This is a genomic window from Geminocystis sp. CENA526 (assembly GCF_050753365.1).
Taxonomy (GTDB): Bacteria; Cyanobacteriota; Cyanobacteriia; order Cyanobacteriales; family Cyanobacteriaceae; genus Geminocystis.
In genome coordinates, this window is sequence record NZ_JBLZFY010000014.1 from 25,574 (window position 1) to 44,073 (window position 18,500).

The 18,500-nt window shown below is 32.3% G+C and carries 21 protein-coding genes and 1 pseudogene; 3 read left to right on the top strand and 19 right to left on the bottom strand.

Going from position 1 to position 18,500, the window contains the following annotated elements; genetic code table 11:
* Positions 1-109 precede the first annotated feature (109 nt).
* From ACN4EE_RS06135 to ACN4EE_RS06180, 10 genes and pseudogenes are all read right to left on the bottom strand, one after another.
* Positions 110-916 (bottom strand): annotated as a pseudogene (locus ACN4EE_RS06135) (DHHA1 domain-containing protein); the annotation flags it as partial.
* A gap of 25 nt (positions 917-941) precedes the next feature.
* Positions 942-1,616: a DNA-binding response regulator gene (locus ACN4EE_RS06140; RefSeq protein ID WP_431705528.1), complete on the bottom strand. Its 675-nt coding sequence runs from the start codon at positions 1,614-1,616 to the stop codon at positions 942-944.
* A 224-nt stretch (positions 1,617-1,840) separates the two neighbouring features.
* Entirely contained in the window at positions 1,841-2,890 is a 1,050-nt protein-coding gene (locus ACN4EE_RS06145; protein ID WP_431705529.1) for a WD40 repeat domain-containing protein, read from the bottom strand.
* A gap of 284 nt (positions 2,891-3,174) precedes the next feature.
* On the bottom strand, positions 3,175-3,597 hold the full coding sequence (locus ACN4EE_RS06150; protein WP_431705530.1) for a leucine-rich repeat domain-containing protein: 423 nt from the start codon (positions 3,595-3,597) through the stop codon (positions 3,175-3,177).
* Positions 3,598-3,874: 277 nt separating this feature from the next.
* A complete protein-coding gene (locus tag ACN4EE_RS06155) occupies positions 3,875-4,294 on the bottom strand; it encodes a type II toxin-antitoxin system VapC family toxin (RefSeq protein ID WP_431705531.1) in 420 nt (139 codons plus the stop codon).
* Positions 4,295-4,299: 5 nt separating this feature from the next.
* Positions 4,300-4,548, bottom strand: coding sequence for a FitA-like ribbon-helix-helix domain-containing protein (locus ACN4EE_RS06160; protein ID WP_431705532.1), 249 nt, complete (start codon positions 4,546-4,548; stop codon positions 4,300-4,302).
* 104 nt (positions 4,549-4,652) lie between these two features.
* Positions 4,653-6,752, bottom strand: coding sequence for a WD40 repeat domain-containing protein (locus ACN4EE_RS06165; protein ID WP_431705533.1), 2,100 nt, complete (start codon positions 6,750-6,752; stop codon positions 4,653-4,655).
* A 146-nt stretch (positions 6,753-6,898) separates the two neighbouring features.
* The gene (locus ACN4EE_RS06170; protein WP_431705534.1) at positions 6,899-7,171 is read right to left on the bottom strand and encodes a hypothetical protein; all 273 of its coding nucleotides are present in this window, start codon (positions 7,169-7,171) and stop codon (positions 6,899-6,901) included.
* 333 nt (positions 7,172-7,504) lie between these two features.
* A complete protein-coding gene (locus ACN4EE_RS06175; RefSeq protein WP_431705535.1) occupies positions 7,505-8,557 on the bottom strand; it encodes a DUF1036 domain-containing protein in 1,053 nt (350 codons plus the stop codon).
* Between the two features lie 221 nt (positions 8,558-8,778).
* The gene (locus ACN4EE_RS06180; RefSeq protein ID WP_431705536.1) at positions 8,779-9,429 is read right to left on the bottom strand and encodes a hypothetical protein; all 651 of its coding nucleotides are present in this window, start codon (positions 9,427-9,429) and stop codon (positions 8,779-8,781) included.
* A 263-nt stretch (positions 9,430-9,692) separates the two neighbouring features.
* Between ACN4EE_RS06180 and ACN4EE_RS06185 the strand changes: the two genes are divergently transcribed.
* The gene (locus ACN4EE_RS06185) at positions 9,693-10,031 is read left to right on the top strand and encodes a hypothetical protein (RefSeq protein ID WP_431705537.1); all 339 of its coding nucleotides are present in this window, start codon (positions 9,693-9,695) and stop codon (positions 10,029-10,031) included.
* Between the two features lie 2 nt (positions 10,032-10,033).
* Here ACN4EE_RS06185 and ACN4EE_RS06190 read toward each other — a convergent pair whose 3' ends face one another.
* The 5 genes from ACN4EE_RS06190 to ACN4EE_RS06210 all read right to left on the bottom strand — a co-directional run bounded on the left by ACN4EE_RS06190 (position 10,034) and on the right by ACN4EE_RS06210 (position 11,441).
* The gene (locus ACN4EE_RS06190; RefSeq protein ID WP_431705538.1) at positions 10,034-10,201 is read right to left on the bottom strand and encodes a YlcI/YnfO family protein; all 168 of its coding nucleotides are present in this window, start codon (positions 10,199-10,201) and stop codon (positions 10,034-10,036) included.
* Positions 10,202-10,218: 17 nt separating this feature from the next.
* On the bottom strand, positions 10,219-10,437 hold the full coding sequence (locus tag ACN4EE_RS06195; protein ID WP_431705539.1) for a PIN domain-containing protein: 219 nt from the start codon (positions 10,435-10,437) through the stop codon (positions 10,219-10,221).
* Positions 10,438-10,511: 74 nt separating this feature from the next.
* Entirely contained in the window at positions 10,512-10,697 is a 186-nt protein-coding gene (locus ACN4EE_RS06200; RefSeq protein WP_431705540.1) for a hypothetical protein, read from the bottom strand.
* Positions 10,698-10,782: 85 nt separating this feature from the next.
* Positions 10,783-11,223 (bottom strand): type II toxin-antitoxin system VapC family toxin, encoded by a 441-nt coding sequence (locus ACN4EE_RS06205; protein WP_431705541.1) that lies wholly within the window; start codon positions 11,221-11,223, stop codon positions 10,783-10,785.
* Positions 11,220-11,441 carry a hypothetical protein gene (locus ACN4EE_RS06210; protein WP_431705542.1) on the bottom strand — a complete coding sequence of 74 codons (222 nt, stop codon included), beginning with the start codon at positions 11,439-11,441 and terminating at the stop codon, positions 11,220-11,222. The genes ACN4EE_RS06205 and ACN4EE_RS06210 overlap by 4 nt, the downstream gene beginning before the upstream one ends.
* Positions 11,442-11,708: 267 nt before the next feature.
* On the opposite strand from ACN4EE_RS06210, the gene ACN4EE_RS06215 reads away from it, so the two are divergent.
* Both ACN4EE_RS06215 and ACN4EE_RS06220 read left to right on the top strand, forming a co-directional pair.
* Positions 11,709-11,915, top strand: coding sequence for a type II toxin-antitoxin system HicB family antitoxin (locus ACN4EE_RS06215; protein ID WP_431705543.1), 207 nt, complete (start codon positions 11,709-11,711; stop codon positions 11,913-11,915).
* Positions 11,912-12,133: a type II toxin-antitoxin system HicA family toxin gene (locus ACN4EE_RS06220; RefSeq protein ID WP_431705544.1), complete on the top strand. Its 222-nt coding sequence runs from the start codon at positions 11,912-11,914 to the stop codon at positions 12,131-12,133. The genes ACN4EE_RS06215 and ACN4EE_RS06220 overlap by 4 nt, the downstream gene beginning before the upstream one ends.
* Positions 12,134-12,261: 128 nt before the next feature.
* On the opposite strand, the gene ACN4EE_RS06225 is transcribed toward ACN4EE_RS06220, so the two are convergent.
* From ACN4EE_RS06225 to alaS, 4 genes are all read right to left on the bottom strand, one after another.
* Positions 12,262-14,205 (bottom strand): sensor histidine kinase, encoded by a 1,944-nt coding sequence (locus ACN4EE_RS06225; protein ID WP_431705545.1) that lies wholly within the window; start codon positions 14,203-14,205, stop codon positions 12,262-12,264.
* Between the two features lie 99 nt (positions 14,206-14,304).
* The gene (locus ACN4EE_RS06230; RefSeq protein WP_431705546.1) at positions 14,305-14,673 is read right to left on the bottom strand and encodes a hypothetical protein; all 369 of its coding nucleotides are present in this window, start codon (positions 14,671-14,673) and stop codon (positions 14,305-14,307) included.
* Between the two features lie 197 nt (positions 14,674-14,870).
* Entirely contained in the window at positions 14,871-15,614 is a 744-nt protein-coding gene (locus tag ACN4EE_RS06235; protein WP_431705547.1) for a pentapeptide repeat-containing protein, read from the bottom strand.
* Positions 15,615-15,705: 91 nt separating this feature from the next.
* The gene (alaS, locus tag ACN4EE_RS06240) at positions 15,706-18,351 is read right to left on the bottom strand and encodes an alanine--tRNA ligase (protein ID WP_431705548.1); all 2,646 of its coding nucleotides are present in this window, start codon (positions 18,349-18,351) and stop codon (positions 15,706-15,708) included.
* Between the last annotated feature and the right edge of the window lie 149 nt (positions 18,352-18,500).

Consider the following 18,500-nt stretch of genomic DNA (forward strand, 5'->3'; position numbering starts at 1 on the left):
TTGAAGAGCCAAAAAACTAGAAAGACTAGATATTTTAAAAAGCATAATTAGCATATTTTAATAAACTTGAAAAAAGTAGTAGGGCGATGCACACCCCACAAAAAAAAGATTAGGATAAAGTCTCAATTAATTTGCTTTTAGCAATAGTTAAAGCCTCATCAACTTTACTAGCATCTCTACCACCAGCTTGGGCAAGATTTGGTTTTCCACCGCCTCCACCACCGCAAATTTTGGCAATTTCACCGATAAATTTACCTGCTTGAAGTTGTTTTTCTTTATAAACTTTCTCCCCAAAAGCCGCCACTAAACTAACTTTGTTAGCTTCAGGGGTAGAGGCTAAAATCACCGCAGAATTACCTAATTTTTGTTGTAACTTTTCTCCTGCGGATTGCAAAGATTTTGCGTCTAAATTACCTAAATTAGCCACTAAAATTTTAAATTCTCCCACCGATTCAGCATTATTAATTAAACTTTCAGACTTTAATAAAGCTAACTCTTGTTTGATATTTTCTAACTCTTTTTGAGTCACTTTTAACTCACTTTGAAGGTTAGAAAATCGATCGACAATTTCTTCTGGTTTAGCTTTTAATTTATCTGATAATTGCTTGACGACATCATCTCTCACTTTGAGATATTCTAAAACAGATGCACCAGCAACCGCTTCGATACGGCGAATACCAGAAGCAACCCCTGTTTCGGAAATAATCTTAAACAAGCCAATTTCTGCTGTATTGTTAACATGAGTGCCTCCGCATAACTCCATAGAAACGCTAGGAATATCGATAACACGCACTTGGGTTCCGTATTTTTCCCCAAACATGGCGATCGCACCTTTAGCTTTAGCCTCATCAATACCCATAATACTAATATCCGCAGGATGGGCTTCTGCTATCCAAGTATTGATTAAATCTTCTAATAATTAGTTAAATTTTTAATGTTATTTACAAGGCGATTAGTTTTCTTTTTAATGCTTCCATACACAAAGCTACACGCTGATTAGTTGTATCTTTATTCAATAAATCTAGTCTCAATTTAACTTTGATATTTTCTATATGCTTTTGAATAGTTCTCGGACTAATATTTAGTTGTAAAGCTATTTCTTTATCTTGTAAAGACTCTTTACATAATAACTGAACAATTTGCAATTCTACAGAATTTAATTGTAAATTATCTCGTAAGTCTGGGGGTAAACTTAATAAACCTTGTAAAGCATTATTTATTCCCTCCAAAAAAGCACTTCTTAATGATATTTTAGGCACAACTGCAAAACCTCCTTGATGATGACTGATTTTAGATAAATAGGGACGTAAATAACTATGCTCACTACTATAAATCAGTATATTTAAGTTGGGATATTGTCGAAACAGAATCTCTAAAGTGTCTAAGGTGCAAGTTGTGGATTGAACACCATTTATATTGCCAAATTGTAGATCTAAAACGATTAAAGATGGAATTTCTAACTTTAGTCTTTCTAATAATTTTTGAGGATGATTTAAAATTAGACAGTAAGCAGAAGGATATTTTTTTCTAATAAAAATACAGTTATTTTCTGCTACTTCTGGATGATCTTCTACTATATAAAAGATATAATTTTTTTCATTACTTATTTCAGTCATATTTGATAATTTTAAATTCAAGATAATTTTTTATGTCAAAGGCTATTTTCGTTCCTCTTATTTGTATTGCTATATTTTTATGTTTTATAAAAGCCATAAAGGTTAATCAATGTTTAACGGGATATACGAATAAACCGATCGAGTTTTACAGTGAAAATTCCCCAGAAAATATTTTTTTATGGTGTTTTAATCAGTAAAATATGACATTTGATCCAAAATATCAATTACTCTTTCAAAGGTAGAATATAGGTACTATTGTAATTACCAATCGCTAAATAACGACCATCATTACTTAAAGCTAATTCTCCTGTCAAAGAAGATACAGTTTTTTCTAATTCACCAGTACTTGTATTCCAAAATCCAATGGTTAGAGGAGGATATTTTATCAGATTAGCATCTTGGGTATCAGCGTAGGCAGGGTCTTCGATCGAATTAACTAGATAACGTCCATCAGGGCTAAAGACTATACTATTAGTTATGTTTCCATCAAAGGTAGTTTTCAGGGTATGTTGTAATTGACCATTAGGATTACTCACATCCCAAATTTTGATAGTGCCATCACTTTTGCTTTCTATGGCAAGATAACGACTGTCAGGGCTAAATGCTAAACCATAATTACTGTAATTAGCACCCAAAAATGTTCGTTCTAATTGTCCACTATTCACATTCCAAACTTTAACTTCTTTACCATCCACACTAGCAAGATGTTGATTATTGGGACTGAGAACTAACTTTTTAACAGGATTTTCATTAGTAAACGTCTGCTGTTTTTCACTGCTATTTATATCCCAAAAGGCAATTTTACCATCTTCGCCACCAATGGCGAGGAGTTGTGCATCATGGTTAAGTGCAATACTATTTACTGATTTTGTATCATGAGTAATGGTTTTATGCAATCCCCCACTATTGACATCCCATATATTAACAACATTTTCTGTGGCGGTAGCAAAATAATCACCATTGGGGCTGAATACTGACGCTAGGGGAGGCTCATTAACTAGGGTAATAGTTTTATGTAATTTTTTACTGTTTACTTCCCAAATTGTCATTTCACTGCCGTTACTTCGCACTAGATAAAGATTATCAGGAGTAAAAGCCACTGGATGAGAAAAGTCATAGTTGTCTGAAAGTTTGGTATGAGCAGAGTTATCACCGAAAATTGATGTGATTCCTGTGGGGAAGGTTTTATATTTCAGATAGCCATAGATTTGACTGGTTGTGATGAGAATAATTGTGCCTAAGAGTAAAGATTTTTTGGTTACAAGATGATTCATGAATTTTTATTGTTCTGGTAATAATTCTATAGGGGAGTGCTTCGATCGAATAGGGATAATTTAGTTTATGTAATATAAAAATTAGTAAAAATGTATAATTGAGAGATTACAGCACTTTTAAATTGAGAAAAACTTATTTTCAAATGATATTTATATCATTAATTAACATTGATTGTTCAATTTTTGATAATTATATGAGTCATTATAATCATGTAAAGTCAGTACCCAATTCAGCTCAGTTAAGTTAGTAATTTTAATCATCGATTTAGGTATTGTTTTTTTTTTTAATCTAAACCAAGATAAATTAAGTTAGTTAAATTAACTATAGATTTAGGTAATTCTTCTAATTTATTATCGGATAAATCAAGATAAGTTAAATTATGAAGATTAACAATCGATTCTGGTAATATTTTAAATTTGTTATAGGATAAATCAAGATAAATTAAATTAGTAAATTTAGCAAGAGATTCAGGTAATTCAAATAAATGATAAGAATTAAGGTAAAGATGAGTTAAATTTGTGAATTGAGTTATCCATTCAGGAAAAGGTGAATTTTTATTATCTGTCAAATAGAGGCTTGTTAAATAAGGTAATTCAGATAATATATTATTAATTTCATCGATAGATAAATCTATGTCATTGATTTCTAAAAAGTTGTCTATTTTTGCTACTTCTATTTTCATTTTTAGTTCTTCTCTAATTGTCATATCTTATTTTTTAAGATTCTAAAAAAGAGGGAAAAATATTTACCCCTGACACAGTTAAGATGCTAGTTAATCCGAAGGTGAGTAAAAAATTTCGTGGTTTCATATCATTATCTATTTTTTGCTTAGTAATTTAAAGTATGCACAATTAATTTAGTAAAATGTTGCGATCACTCGCACACCTTTAGGAATTTCATTTGTTAGACTAACGAAAAACAAAATATTTATCTTTAGGAATATCACTAAATACAAAAAAAGATAGGTTCGATCGAACTTTACGTCATAAATTCCAAGGATTGATAATCTCAATCTGGCAGTTGATAAAATCATTCACATTACGGGTAGCTAAAATTGCTTTATGAGTACGACAAATAGAAGCTATTTGGGCATCAAATTGAGAAATAGGTTTCCCTTCTTGTCGGCGTTCGGAGGCGATAATAGCATAATAATAAGCTGATGTAGTGTCAAAATCAAGTATTTTCTCCTTAAAGTCTTCCGTGAACATGATTTGAGCCGTTTCCATCAGTCCTTGCTTTCGTCTTCCTTCTGGTATTATGGAAATACCATAAAGAATTTCAGCTTGAGTGATAGTAGTAATAAAAAGTTCAGCTCGTATTTGTTGAGCAACCCATGTCTTAATTTTTGGAAAGCCTTGGGGCTTCATTAATTCTGACAATACATTTGTATCAAGAATAATCATCTATCTTAAAAAGTAGGAGCTTCTCTAATGGCTTCTCTTGGTGTTTCGGGGATGTCAAATTCTCCAAAAGGAGCAAAACGTTGAGCAATTTGTTTTGTTAAGTCATCATTAGAATTAGTAGATATATCAGAAAGTAAGACGATCGATAAAATAGATGTAATTTCAGCCTCAATAGTATGTCCGTTTCTCATCGCTCGTTGTTGTAAACGTTGTTTCAATTCGGGTTCAAGTTCTTCTAAAATGATATTACTCATAGTATTAGTAGTTTAGCTAGTTTTTGTGTTTAAAATATTTAAAAGATATACTAAATAACCTGTCTATTGCTATATATTATAGTTTTTAAAGTTGAAAGCAATAATTAACGAGAATCAGGTAAACGCCACAGTTGCACATTTCCCTCATAACCATTAGTAGTAGCGAAAACTTTGCCTTGAGGATGAATGGCAAGATGAGAGGCATTAGTTAACCAAGAGGTAATCAATTTACCCGAAGTAACATCCCAAATTTGCAGTTTATTATCATCACTGACGGTAATTAAAGTATTGTCATGGATAGCAATTTGATAAATCCATGAAAAACCATTTCCCGCACTAAAATTATTTAAAATCTCTCCCGTATCAATATTAATCAAATGAATTTCGTTGGTATCGGTACTATAGGCTAATATTTTTTTATTGTAATCTAGCCATACTGCTGAAATATCTTGATTAACAGCATAAGTCTTTAAAATTTGCTTGGATTCTGGATTATAAATTTTCAGTAAACGTTTATCTTCCTCATGTTGATATTCATAAATTACTAACAAAACTTCTTCTTTTCCTTCTGTATTGGTAATGATTTGGGATGTGCCGATAGTTTTATCTCCCTCTGTTAAAAACGAGGTTAAGTCTAAATAGTCTTGATTGTTATTACCTTGCCATGGTTGAATTTTACCTGACTTGACATCCCATTTTATTAACTTCAATTCTGATAAAGTTAAGATAACATCTTGCTCACTAACTGCTATAGGAGTCAAAATCCGATCTTTTCCTAAAATACCTTGAGATTCTCCCTTTTGCCAATGCCATAATTGTAAACCTCGATCGAACAAAGCCCAAATTAAAGTATCTCCATTGTTACTAAAAAATAAGCCTCCTTCTCCTTCAGTGGAAACCCCTTGAGGGGTAGTAATAGATTGAATTAAATGATCAATAATGGTGGAGTTAGGTATATATCCTGCAACCTGCAAAAAGTTTTCGAGGGATGTAAAAAATTCTTGCTTATCTTTCCCTTGATATATTTGTTCTAAGGTTTGCCATCCTTCTTCTAATTCATCCAGTAAAGATTTCACCGCCAAATAACCCGATAAAACACCACCAATGCCACTGGCATTATGACTATTAATTAAGTCTAGTTGCCCGTCTTCGGTTAAGGTTGCCAATAATTGTTCATATTCTGTTAATAAATCATTTGCCTGTTTTTGCAATAATTGGGGATATTGACGAGTAATATCCGTCATTTTTCCTTGATGATATTGCCAAATTTGTAGGGGAAAACGGGAATGGGCAAAACTACTGAAACGATAAGCAAAACGATTATCATAACTAGAAAATTCGGGTAAACCAGTAGTTAAATTGATTTTGAGATGATAACCAGTGTGAAACCAAGGTTGAGTAATGGATGTATAGGTTAAATTCTTGTCGTTAAAGGAGGAAAAACGAAAGATTTGGGAGGAAAGACAACAGTGCGCACCGCCACTAAAATAGTCAATAATAATTTCGGGGATGTTATCTCCATCTAAATCAATGATTCTAACGGGTAATCTTTGCCCCGGATAAGGTTGAAAATCTGGTGCTAAAGTGAGGGGAATTGTGATATTTTCAGTATCATTTTTCTTCGTGAGGGTGACGATAATTTGATGGTTAGATTGCTCTTTTTCTGACTCTTTTATTTTTAAAGATACAAAAATATCATCATATTTAGCTAATATTTCGTTCCCTTTATTGATGGTTACTCCTATTTTTAATAAATTGTCAATATCTTCTGATTTTAAGTTATCGATACCTAATAAAATTGCTCCTTTAAGGTTAGTTTTGAGGAGTGAGGTTCGATCGACTTTGATACTTTCTAAATCAGCACCCCTAAAATTTGTATTAGTTAAATCTGCTCCTATTAAGTCAGCAATAAAGAGTTTAGTATAACTTAAATTAGCATTTTTAAGTTGAGTATTACTTAAATTACTGAAGCGTAAATTAGAATTTGTTAAGTTTGCTCCCGTGAGATTACTACCTGTTAAATTCGCATCTTGTAAGTCTAAATCAATTAAATTTGCTTCTGTTAAATCACAGTCAATACATTCTTTAGTAGTTAGTAATTTTTGCAAATGTTCGGGATTAAAGGCTAGGGCTATTTTAGGAATAAAGAGGGAATTAAAACCTAAAAATATAAGGTAAATAATGGAAGTAAGATAGTTTTTCATTAAGTTATTATTATTTAATTCATCTTTTTTCCTTATCGTAATTCAATAACTTAAACACCACTTACGCATTAAAAAAAATCAAATGTTTAAAATTCTTTTCTATAGAAATTTTTTAGTTGGCGTAAGTTCAATTTAAAATCAGAGAATTAGCCAAGACAAGATTCTGCTGCTTTTTGAGTGGCGGTTTGAGGATGCCATGCTTGTTTAAACGCCTGATAAGATTGAGTTAAACAAGAACCTGTACCACCCTTGAGACAAAATTCCTGTGCTTTCTGGGTAGCGGTTTGAGGATGCCATGCCTGAGTATATACTTGATAAGATTGCCCTAAACAGGTAGAGTTACCACCCTTAGAACAAAATTCTTGTGCTTTTTGAGTGGCAGTTTGTGGATGCCATGCTTGTAGGATTTTGCCACACAATCCCCTCTATTCTCTCTTGATTGACTGGGAAAACCTACTGTTTGACATTGCTCTAAGGCTTTATCCGTAGAAATGCCGGGTAATGAATTTTGCCAAGCTCTAACACAGTCTTGAAGACTTCTACCCTGAGACAAGGCAGTATCGTAAAAACCGTAGGAAAGGGAAAAAATGGAACTAGAAAATAAAATTGTTGCTGTTCTTGCAAAGTTCATAAAAATCTCCTTGGAAAATAATTAATTAAGTACAAGTATAGTTAGCTTTTTAAGTAAAAGATGCGATCAAAATGCTTTGTGAGAATATTCTATGCTGGAATTTGAACTAACAAACCGAAAATTATGGACAGGTTAGATTCAATTTGCCATGATCTCCATTATTCGTTTCTTTCCTCATATTCAATGTTCTACCATCATAGGAAACTTTATTATCCTGTCCAGACCATGACAATCCAGTATTATTGGTTGACTCGGCATAATAATACCAGACACCATTATCCGAAGCTAAAAGAGTTCCGTTATTATTACCTAAAGATATAGATTTCCCCGGTGTCAAATTCCACCAGCCCTGAGTAACCCATTGTTGTTGGATATTTCTATAACGAATAGCAACTCGAATGGGATGACGGCAACTGTTTGTAACTTGATAGTTATATATTCGTTGAATAGGACTGATTAAGTTTAATTGTCTTTCAATCTCATTAACAGTTCTAACGGGACTATCACCGACATATACTAAATTAACCCTGACATATCCTTTCCCTCTATTACCGTATCCATCCAGACACTGACCAATAGCTCTGACTGTACAAGTATATTCTGCTCTTGCCCGTAATTTAAAAATATCGGTATTTGACTCAGTAGAACTAACATAACGACTGGCTTCTCTTAATTGTTGCAATTCACGCTGATACATTTCTAGCTTTGCTCTTACGGGAACTACGGTTTGGGGATCTTGATAGAGAGCATTAATTTTTCCTTCAAACTCAGATAATCGGGAAGAGACAGAATCAAATTCTCTTTTCAAATTCGATCTTTGTCCACGGGAAACATTACTGACAAGAAATTGACCTCCTCGTGTACTTTCATTGACTTCCTGAAAATTGACGACTACATAACCAGAAGGTACTGCTCTCTCCAATTCACCTGTATCTTTTGGATCTCGAGTGCTACCTGCATGACCAGAATCAGCTCTAAAAATTATATGACATCTTTCTCCAATTACTCTTTGGGAACAATTACCTTCTTGAGATAAAACTTTTTGGGGAGTAAAAAATATTGGAAATAAAATGGAAATAATAAAAAAAATGCTAGAAGATGACAACAATGGAATTAATCCCGTCAAAAATGTGGGAGTACTAATGATAGATGTAATAAAATTATTTTTTTTCATAACATTACTCTTTCAATTACTGTTAAAGATTTGAACAATTCATATAACTACTATAAAAAACTGAATCAGTAAAATGCTGCGGTAACTCGCACACTTTTTTGAATTTTATTTGTTATCCTAGTAAGGATGACTATTTACTTTCAAGAATATCTATCACAAGGGAAAATATGAGTTCGATCGAACCTCCATCGATAAAAGTACGATCGCCCTCTTGACTAAAATTATCTTAATTGTGACACGGGAATATCAACGCTTCTTCCATATTGTTTTTTGATTAAAACTGCACCAAAAACAACACCTTGTCCATAGTCTGCTTGGTGAAAGTTAGGAAACGCCCCTGCATAACCTCTACGAGTTGCCCAATTATTAATTGCTCGAAAGCGCTCTTCACTACTGTTGGGAAATCCTAACTCTTGGGCTGGAATATCCATTCTTACTACCGCATCGGCAGGAAAAAGAATAGCACCATAAAACAGCCCTTTTCCTCTATCTAATTGATGAAAATTAGGATAGCCAGTCGCCCATCTGTTTTTCCCTGCCCAATCATTAACGGCACGAAATCTTTGATCATGGGATTGAGGATAACCTAAGTCAACAGCATATAAAGATTCAGATTTAATGCCTCCACCTTTTAAACAAATAGCACCAAAAACCACTCCTCGTCCATAGTTTGCCTGATGAAAATTGGGAAAACAACTAACATAGCCGTTTCTTGTACCCCAGTCATTAACTTGACGAAATCGACCTTCAATAGTTCGATAATCTTGAGCATTAGCTTTTGATACTTCCATTTTGGGAAAAATAAAAGTCGGCAAAGTGCTGACGGCTAAACTAATACTTGCGACTATACTGACAAATTTAGAAACTTTCATTGTATTGCGTTACTTTTCCTTTGATTCATATATATATAATCTATCGGAAAAATTTAAGAAAATGTTGCGAGAACTCGCACACTTTTTTGATTTTATTTGTTACCCTAGCAAGGATAACTATTGAGGACAGAGCAAGAACTCAATAATTTTTTAGGACGATAATTATAAAAAATGTTTATTCAATATTTGAGATTAAATTAGGAGTATTTATAGTGTTAGTAAGGATTAATTTTTATTTTTTGACGCTATTAGGTATAAGCACTTTGTCTTTGTCTCTGTTAAGTGATTTTGCCAAAGCACAATTTATTTGTAATGATCCAAGTTTAGGTACTGATATAAGAGAAGTTATTAATTCCGAAGAAACTAGAACAGGTAGCAACGTGGTTATAGGAACTAATTGTAATAATGCTAATTTCTATGAACATCAAGATCGTCAAAAAGAAAAGGATGTTGATATTCAGGAACTACTCTGGGAAAGACATCTTCAAAAAATAGAAGACTCGTTTAGCGGAGGAACTACATTTCAGGAGAGAACTAACCATAACTTTCATAAGTGTCACCTTTTAGGTACTGATCCTCGTTTGTGCAATCATGCTGAATAATTTCAAATTATGGTTATTTTAACCTCAAAAGAATTAACAGTATAACTATTATGAATTTGACAGCTTAAAGCATAAACAATATATTGATTTAATGATACCCCTTCACTTTTGGCTAAATTTGCTAATTTATGATGTAATGTTTCTGGTAATCTTAAAGTTAAACGACTCATAATTTTTCTAATTAATTCTAATTTTCAGCTAGTTTAATAATTAATTCTTTTGGTGTCATGATTTGTAATCCTAGTGTTATTTTAGCTGTTTGAAAATCTTTAATATTGAAAGTAACAACAATAGCATTAGCATTCATCGCACAATCAATAACTAAATCATCTCCCGCATCTGGTGATGTTGGTCGCCAAGAATAATATATTGGTGTAAACTGTACCTTAGTTAAGAGTGTTCCCAATTCAGTTTCCGTTGTTTCCTATCATTAATATTTTTCGTAATCGTGGGATATAAAAGGAGACTAACCAAATCTCTCTAATCATTATTTTCATCATCATAAATATCCTCTTCGGGTTCATCCCATTCTGAAAAGCCTGTTTCAGCTAATTTCATAAAGTCTTTTGTGATTATCTCTTCATTTATTTCTTTTAATAATTGGTTTATTTCTGTTGTGGGCAGTTCAAAAATCATCTTTTTTATTTCTGCTAATTTTGTACTCATATTTAAAACCTCTTTTTTACTTATATTCTAATCCTAACAAACATTCAGAAGTTACATTATTAAAATACACAGTTCGATCGAACTTTTAACTATTTTTCCAGTCTTTTAAAAGTTTGATATTGGGAATATGTTGATGAATAGCATTGTATAGTTTTTCATCCGCAGAAATGAATCTACAATTTTCTCTAACACTCAAAACAACATAAAGACTATCATAAATACTTCTTTGATATTTGATAGCAAATTTATAGGCATCTTGAAGTAATTGATTGCCAGAAATTATCTGGAGAGGTATTTTTTGAAACACATTAAGGATATTTTCTGCATCTTCCTGGTTTAAACCTTGAAATCGCTGTATTTTCCAGATAATGTTTCCCATTTCTGCATAAATTAAATCTGGGGCAATTAAACTTAATTTATTAGTTTTGTAAGTTTCAAGTATTTGATTGGCTTCAAAAGAATAGTTTTGAGAAATAAACCATTTAATCGCAACACTACTATCAACCACAATTTTACTATTATTCATCTGATTCTGTCTTCCTGAATTAAGTAGGTAGAGTCAGGAAATTTTCCATATTTTTTTTCAATTCTTTCCCTTAAATTGTCTATCTGTCTAACAATATCTGTTTTGTCTAAATTATCTTGTTCTTTCAAGTTAAGATTATTTAGTTTTCCCTCAACAATTTTATCAATTAAAGATTCTAAATCTTTGATGCTCATGGTGGCAAGTGACTTGTGTTTCATTTTTATAATTTTCTTTTTTATTTTATTATAATCCTAACAAAAATTCAGAAGTTACATTATTCAAAATATACAGTTCGATCGAACTTACAATATCGCTTAATTTTTATTTAAAAATCTCAAGTCTTCATTTTATCTGATAATAAAAAACCTTCACTGTAGAGTGGGCAATGTTCACTAAATTCTTGTTAATATAAACTGGTAACTTTCTCAATCATATTGTTTAGAGATAAAATAGTAGAAACTTTTTTGATAACAACCAGAGAATTTATGAGACAAGTTTTATTGTATAGAGATGAAGACGGGTATTGGATAGCAGAATGTCCAAGTTTAAAAGGTTGCGTTTCTCAAGGTAAGACAAAAGAAATTGCCCTCATTAATATTAAAGAAGCCATTAACGGTTATATAAAAGCCTTAGAAGAAGATAATATACCTATACCTGTGGAAAATTTTGATGCGTTGTTAGTAGCAATATGACAAAACTTCCAAATATTTCAGGGCAAGTTTGTATCAAGGCGTTTGCAAAAATTGACTATTATCAAAAACGTCAAGAAGGAAGTCATATCATATTAAGAAAAGATAATCCTTTTTCTCAAATTGTCGTACCAAATCACAAAAACATCGCTAAAGGTACATTAAGAACAATAATAAAAAGTGCAGGTTTAACAGTCGATGAATTTGTCAATTTATTATAAATAATACAATCAACTTTTTTTGGGAGTGGGAAATGCGATCGTATCTTAAATTTCACAGATTATGGCAACAAATAAATTAATGATTTTAGGGTTCATTTATAATTATTGTCGATGGGCAGTGCTTCGCACTATAATTTTAATTCCCACGTTAATTCTACTGTAAAACTATTTTCATCATTGGTAACTTGAAATTTACCTTCAGGTAAATCATTAGCTATAGTAGCCATAATTTTTGTCCCAAAGCCCCCTTTTTTGTGATTATTTTCTTCATCACAATTTCCATCATTAATAATAACTAATTTACACTTTTCATCCTCTTGTTTTAAAATAATTTCTACTTGGGTAGCATTACCATTAGGCAGTTGAGCATGATCTATTAAATTATTAATACATTCTTTGAAAAAATCATAAATATCCTCTCGTATATCAAACCAAATACTATTAGCGATTGGTTCTTTGATAATATCAATTTTATCGATAACTTTTAAAGTTAATTTTCCTGATTTTATTAATTGCTCCAGATGATTTTTTAGCCCTAAACTTAAATTTTGCTCAAGAAAAGGATTAATTTCTAATTTACTAGCAATACTATTTATTTCTGTAAGATGATTGCGAATGTCAATACCCAATTCTTGTAATTGACTTAAAATTAATTGTGGATTTTCTGATAATTCTAGCTCATCCATTACCAATTTTAATTGCTGTAATGCACCGTCATGAATATCTCTAGCAGTACGTTTTAATATTTTTCTAGTATTAATTAAAATTGCTTCTTTTTCTGCTTTTTTAAGATTAAGAATTTCTATTTCTCGATTTTTAATTTCTTCCTGTGACCGAATATATTTGAGACAAACAAAACTTGGTAATCCCGTTAATAACCATGTTAATAATGGTATAACAATTGGCATAAAAATCTGAAGATTTAAACCAATGATAATTAAAATAGAATAAATTATAGCCAACTCAATATAATTTAAGAAAAAACTAGCTAAATTAAAATCTTTTTTGAGATTATTATTAGGGATAATAATTAATATATTAAAGACGATCGAACCGAAAACTAAAATTATCAAATTTGCCCAATCTGGGATGACCAGATAATAAGATTTTGTTAATAAGTTATTAATAATATTTGCCTGAATTTCTATGGCAGGAATCATCTCATTAAAGGGCGATCGACTTGGTAAAGTATTTAAGTCAATACCTTCTGTAAAACCAATAATAACTATTTTATTTTTAACATAACTTTGGAGATCAATATTCGGTTGACATTTGATAATAGAATCTAAATATTCTTGATAGAAAATAGTCGATAATTTATCAATATCTAGTATCGGACATATATCTTGAATATCTAACTTTAAAAAGTCATTTGATTGCGGTAAATACTTTATTCTTATTTGTTTATTTAATTTAGGGGTAACAAACTTATCTTTTTTTTGTAAATAATTATAATATTTATTAACCGTTAAAATACCAAAAGAGTGAAAAGATTTTTTAACAGTAATTTGATCTTTTAATAAAAATTCACTTTCTAAATTAATAGTTCGAGCAGGATTGAACAAACTATTAACATATTTATCATTAATATTATAATCAAAAAAACCTTGTATTTCAGATGGATCAATTATTAACTGATTTTCATTATTTTTTGGTAAAAAGTGATGATAAATATTAATTTGCGAAAGTTCTGTATCAGAACTCAATAAACTCAACTCTGTGGGATTTACTAATACTAATCGATCAGGATATTGATTTATTAAAGTTCTTAAATCGGTATTAAAAGTATCCACTTCTGTCCAATCATCATCAGGTTTTTCACGCCAATGATGCCTAAAATTTAAGACTATAACCCCAGCTTGAGCTTCTAATAAATGTCTTACTAAACTGGCATAAAACACCCTTTCTTTGAATTGAATACTTTTAAATCTATCTTCTAAAAATCGATGATTAATTTGTATTAAAACAATATCATTAGCAGTATTTTTATTTTTATGAATGGTCGTAATTTTGTCAAATACTTTAACTCTTATTTTATCAATAAAATTAATTTGATTTAAAATATTACTCATAATTAAGGGAGCGATAACTCCCTGTACAAATATCAAAGTAAAAATAATTTTAATATTAATAAAACCCATATCATCATCTAATTATTGGACATTAATTGCCTAAGATTGAGCCTTTAAAATATAACGAATTAATCGATAAGGATTTTCTTGAGCAAGGGTGACACCAATGGTTTTTTCTTCGGTTTGTAAAACTTGCCATGAACCTGCTTTTGTTTTACCCTCACCTATTAAGGGAGATGCACTTCTCAGGATTATTCTTTCATTTTGGGATGGACCTGACAAAAAAGTAACTTCATTATTTACAATTCTTAATGTTAATTCCACAGTGCTTCCTTCTCCTGCACCGTTAATAATCCTGCCTGTGCCTTGCCAAATATGATTTCCTGCCACCGCAGAAAGATTTGAACTACTAATTAGATTTAGTGCGATCGAACTTATACCGATAATTCCTTGAATTACAGTTTTCATGGGAGTTTTGAGGAATAAATAGTTAACTCTACTAGATTATCAAGTTCGATCGAGATTTTGTTGCGATAACTCGCATAATCGATCGGAGCAAAATATAATTATAATGGAGTTGCTGAATTAAAATGTAGTCTAAAAAAACTACCCCTGACTAAGTATCTGTAGTTGTATCTTTTATGTTTGTATTTTATCAATATTTATTAATAATCTTTCGGCATAATTGCCCCCTCTAAATTAGTATCTTGTAAGTCAGTACTTTTTAAATTAACATTTTCTAAATTAGCATTCTGTAAATTAGCACTATCTAAATCAGCATTTTCTAAGTTAGCATTTTTTAAAAAAGCCCCACTTAAATTTCCATAAATTAAGTTAGCATCTGTCAAATCAGCATTTTCTAAACAAGCCTGAGATAAATTTGCTCTTTTTAAATTAGAATTAATCAAATTAGCATTTGTTAAATTTGCTTTTATAAAACTAGCTCTTGTTAATTTAGCTTCCATAAAATAACAACCTTTTAAATCAGTTTGATTAAGATTTGCCTCTCGTAAATCAGCGTAACTAAAAATAGCACCTTTAATAGTAGAATTACTTAAATCAGCTTCTTTTAAATTGCTATATTCTATATTTGTTCCTGATAAATTAGAATATGTTAAAATACTTTTTTCTAAGTTAGCACAGTCTAAATAGGCATTTTCTAAATTAACATTTTGTAAGTTAGCTTGCTCTAAATTAGCACTGGATAAAATAGCACCTGATAAATTAACATTTCTTAAATTATATCCTGATAAATTAATTCGATATAAGTCAGCACCCGATAAATCAATGATTGCGTTGGGGTTATTTTTTATAAAATTATTCCATTCTTCTTTAGATGATTTCAACAATGCCAATAAATCCTCTTTTGTCAAAGAATTACTTTTTTTCGATTGGTTTTTCTTTTTCATTTAACGCAAGTTGTTATTCAGTAAATCTTACTTATAAATATTTTTATCAAAATTATAAACAAATAGGGCGATCGCACCGCCCCGTAAAACATTAAGATAAATCCTCAATTAATTTGCTTTTAGCAATAGTTAAAGCCTCATCAACTTTACTAGCATCTCTACCACCAGCTTGGGCAAGATTTGGTTTTCCACCGCCTCCACCACCGCAAATTTTGGCAATTTCACCGATAAATTTACCTGCTTGAAGTTGTTTTTCTTTATAAACTTTCTCCCCAAAAGCCGCCACTAAACTAACTTTGTTAGCTTCAGGGGTAGAGGCTAAAATCACCGCAGAATTACCTAATTTTTGTTGTAACTTTTCTCCTGCGGATTGCAAAGATTTTGCGTCTAAATTACCTAAATTAGCCACTAAAATTTTAAATTCTCCCACCGATTCAGCATTATTAATTAAACTTTCAGACTTTAATAAAGCTAACTCTTGTTTGATATTTTCTAACTCTTTTTGAGTCACTTTTAACTCACTTTGAAGGTTAGAAAATCGATCGACAATTTCTTCTGGTTTAGCTTTTAATTTATCTGATAATTGCTTGACGACATCATCTCTCACTTTGAGATATTCTAAAACAGATGCACCAGCAACCGCTTCGATACGGCGAATACCAGAAGCAACCCCTGTTTCGGAAATAATCTTAAACAAGCCAATTTCTGCTGTATTGTTAACATGAGTGCCTCCGCATAACTCCATAGAAACGCTAGGAATATCGATAACACGCACTTGGGTTCCGTATTTTTCCCCAAACATGGCGATCGCACCCTTTGCCTTAGCCTCATCAATACCCATAATACTAATATCTGTAGGATGAGCTTCCGCAATCCAAGTGTTGATTAAATCTTCAACTTGTTGTAATTGTTGCTTTGTAATTGGTTGAGGAGAATTAAAGTCGAATCTTAACTTATCAAAGGATACCAAAGAACCAGCTTGAGAGATGTTTTCATCGACAACTTTTTTCAAAGCTGACTGTAACAAATGAGTTGCTGTATGATTCGCTCTGACACGGTTACGACAGGCTTTATCAATAGTAGCGCGTAACTTTTGCCCAATTTGAATTGTACCCCTTTCTACTGTGCCATAGTGAACGAAAAAGCCCGATTCTTTCTGCACATCTTCGATCGATACTAACACATCTTCTCCGGCTAAATAACCTCGATCTCCAATTTGTCCGCCAGATTCCGCATAAAATGGGGTTTTATTTAAGATTAGCTGAACTTTACGCCCTGTTTCCGCTTTTTCCACCGATTTACCCTCAACTAATAACGCCTCGATGTGACTGATTAACTGATATTCGTGATAACCTAGAAACTCAGTGGGGTGGATATGCTCTGCTAACTTATCTATGCTACCCTGTACAGTTAAATCGATCGTTTCATGGGCAGACTGCGATCGAACCCTTTGAGCTTCCATTTCCGCTTCAAAACCAGACACATCAACGGTTAAACCTTCTTCCTCCGCAATTTCTTGAGTCAATTCAAGGGGGAAACCGAATGTATCATAAAGGGTAAAAGCATCCTCCCCAGAGATAACAGTTTTTTGCTGACTTTTGAGCTTAATAATCACCTCATTTAAGAGTTTTTCTCCCCTTTCGAGGGTTGCCAAGAATGCCGATTCTTCCCTTTGTAACTCGGTTTTAATTACTTTCGCTCTTTCTCTAGTATTGCTGTAAACCCCTTCTAAGAGCTGTATCGCCGTTTCTGCTACCTCAGTGATAAAATTGCCATCGATACCGATTAAACGCCCGTGACGAACAACTCTGCGGATTAGACGACGCAAAATATACCCCCTTCCTATATTCGATGCAGAAATACCATCAGCAATCATTTGTACAACTGAGCGAACATGATCACCGATAACTTTCAGAGATACCTTAGTATTTTCCGAAGCGGTTTTATAGTCAATATTTGCCAACTTTCCTGCGGTGGCAATGATAGGGAAAATCAAGTCAGTTTCGTAGTTATTAGGCACTTGTTGCAGAATTTGCGCCATTCTTTCTAACCCCATGCCTGTATCGATGTTTTTGTTTTGCAGGGGAGTTAAATTGCCTTGCGCATCTCGGTTATACTGCATAAACACCAAGTTGTAAAACTCGATGAAGCGAGTATCATCTTCCAAGTCGATGTTATCATCTCCCAATTCGGGCTTAAAATCATAGTATAACTCGGAACAAGGACCACAAGGACCTGTCACCCCCGATTTCCAGAAGTTATCTTCTTCTCCCATGCGAATAATCCGTTTTTCGGAGATTCCCACTTCATCACGCCAGATAGCAAAAGCCTCATCGTCTTCCCTAAACACACTGACAACGATTCTTTCTGGTGGTAATTGAAACACCTGAGTTGACAATTCCCAACCCCATTCGATCGCCTGTGACTTAAAGTAATCACCGAAGCTAAAGTTACCCAACATCTCGAAAAAAGTATGATGCCTAGCAGTGCGCCCTACGTTTTCAATATCATTAGTACGAATGCACTTTTGAGAAGTGGTAGCACGAGGATAGTCAGAGGTTTTTTGTCCTAAGAAAATGGGCTTAAAGGGAAGCATTCCTGCGATCGTCAGTAAAACAGTGGGATCTTCTGGCACTAATGAGGCACTAGGAAGGATTTTGTGTTGTTTTTGGGCGAAAAAGTTTAAAAATTTCTCTCTGATTTCGTTTCCCGTGAGGGAGGGGGGGATATTAGTCATAAAATATTATCAATAATGGTCTATATCCTATTATTGCTGATTTTTGTTGCTATCATAAGAAAGTGTTTCTAAGAGTCTTAGCTTACTGCGCAAATATGGAATTTGAGTATGATAAAACTTTAACGAAAATATAGACAAATATAAACAAA

Coding starts and splice junctions, on each gene's coding strand:
- ACN4EE_RS06235 (WP_431705547.1), bottom strand. CDS start 15,614: ATGAAAAAGAAAAACCAATCGAAAAAAAGTAATTCTTTGACAAAAGAG.
- ACN4EE_RS06190 (WP_431705538.1), bottom strand. CDS start 10,201: ATGAGTCGTTTAACTTTAAGATTACCAGAAACATTACATCATAAATTA.
- ACN4EE_RS06205 (WP_431705541.1), bottom strand. CDS start 11,223: ATGAATAATAGTAAAATTGTGGTTGATAGTAGTGTTGCGATTAAATGG.
- alaS (WP_431705548.1), bottom strand. CDS start 18,351: ATGACTAATATCCCCCCCTCCCTCACGGGAAACGAAATCAGAGAGAAA.
- ACN4EE_RS06200 (WP_431705540.1), bottom strand. CDS start 10,697: ATGAGTACAAAATTAGCAGAAATAAAAAAGATGATTTTTGAACTGCCC.
- ACN4EE_RS06150 (WP_431705530.1), bottom strand. CDS start 3,597: ATGACAATTAGAGAAGAACTAAAAATGAAAATAGAAGTAGCAAAAATA.
- ACN4EE_RS06165 (WP_431705533.1), bottom strand. CDS start 6,752: ATGAAAAACTATCTTACTTCCATTATTTACCTTATATTTTTAGGTTTT.
- ACN4EE_RS06140 (WP_431705528.1), bottom strand. CDS start 1,616: ATGACTGAAATAAGTAATGAAAAAAATTATATCTTTTATATAGTAGAA.
- ACN4EE_RS06145 (WP_431705529.1), bottom strand. CDS start 2,890: ATGAATCATCTTGTAACCAAAAAATCTTTACTCTTAGGCACAATTATT.
- ACN4EE_RS06180 (WP_431705536.1), bottom strand. CDS start 9,429: ATGAAAGTTTCTAAATTTGTCAGTATAGTCGCAAGTATTAGTTTAGCC.
- ACN4EE_RS06230 (WP_431705546.1), bottom strand. CDS start 14,673: ATGAAAACTGTAATTCAAGGAATTATCGGTATAAGTTCGATCGCACTA.
- ACN4EE_RS06210 (WP_431705542.1), bottom strand. CDS start 11,441: ATGAAACACAAGTCACTTGCCACCATGAGCATCAAAGATTTAGAATCT.
- ACN4EE_RS06225 (WP_431705545.1), bottom strand. CDS start 14,205: ATGAGTAATATTTTAAATCAAATTAATTTTATTGATAAAATAAGAGTT.
- ACN4EE_RS06220 (WP_431705544.1), top strand. CDS start 11,912: ATGACAAAACTTCCAAATATTTCAGGGCAAGTTTGTATCAAGGCGTTT.
- ACN4EE_RS06160 (WP_431705532.1), bottom strand. CDS start 4,548: ATGAGTAATATCATTTTAGAAGAACTTGAACCCGAATTGAAACAACGT.
- ACN4EE_RS06215 (WP_431705543.1), top strand. CDS start 11,709: ATGAGACAAGTTTTATTGTATAGAGATGAAGACGGGTATTGGATAGCA.
- ACN4EE_RS06155 (WP_431705531.1), bottom strand. CDS start 4,294: ATGATTATTCTTGATACAAATGTATTGTCAGAATTAATGAAGCCCCAA.
- ACN4EE_RS06175 (WP_431705535.1), bottom strand. CDS start 8,557: ATGAAAAAAAATAATTTTATTACATCTATCATTAGTACTCCCACATTT.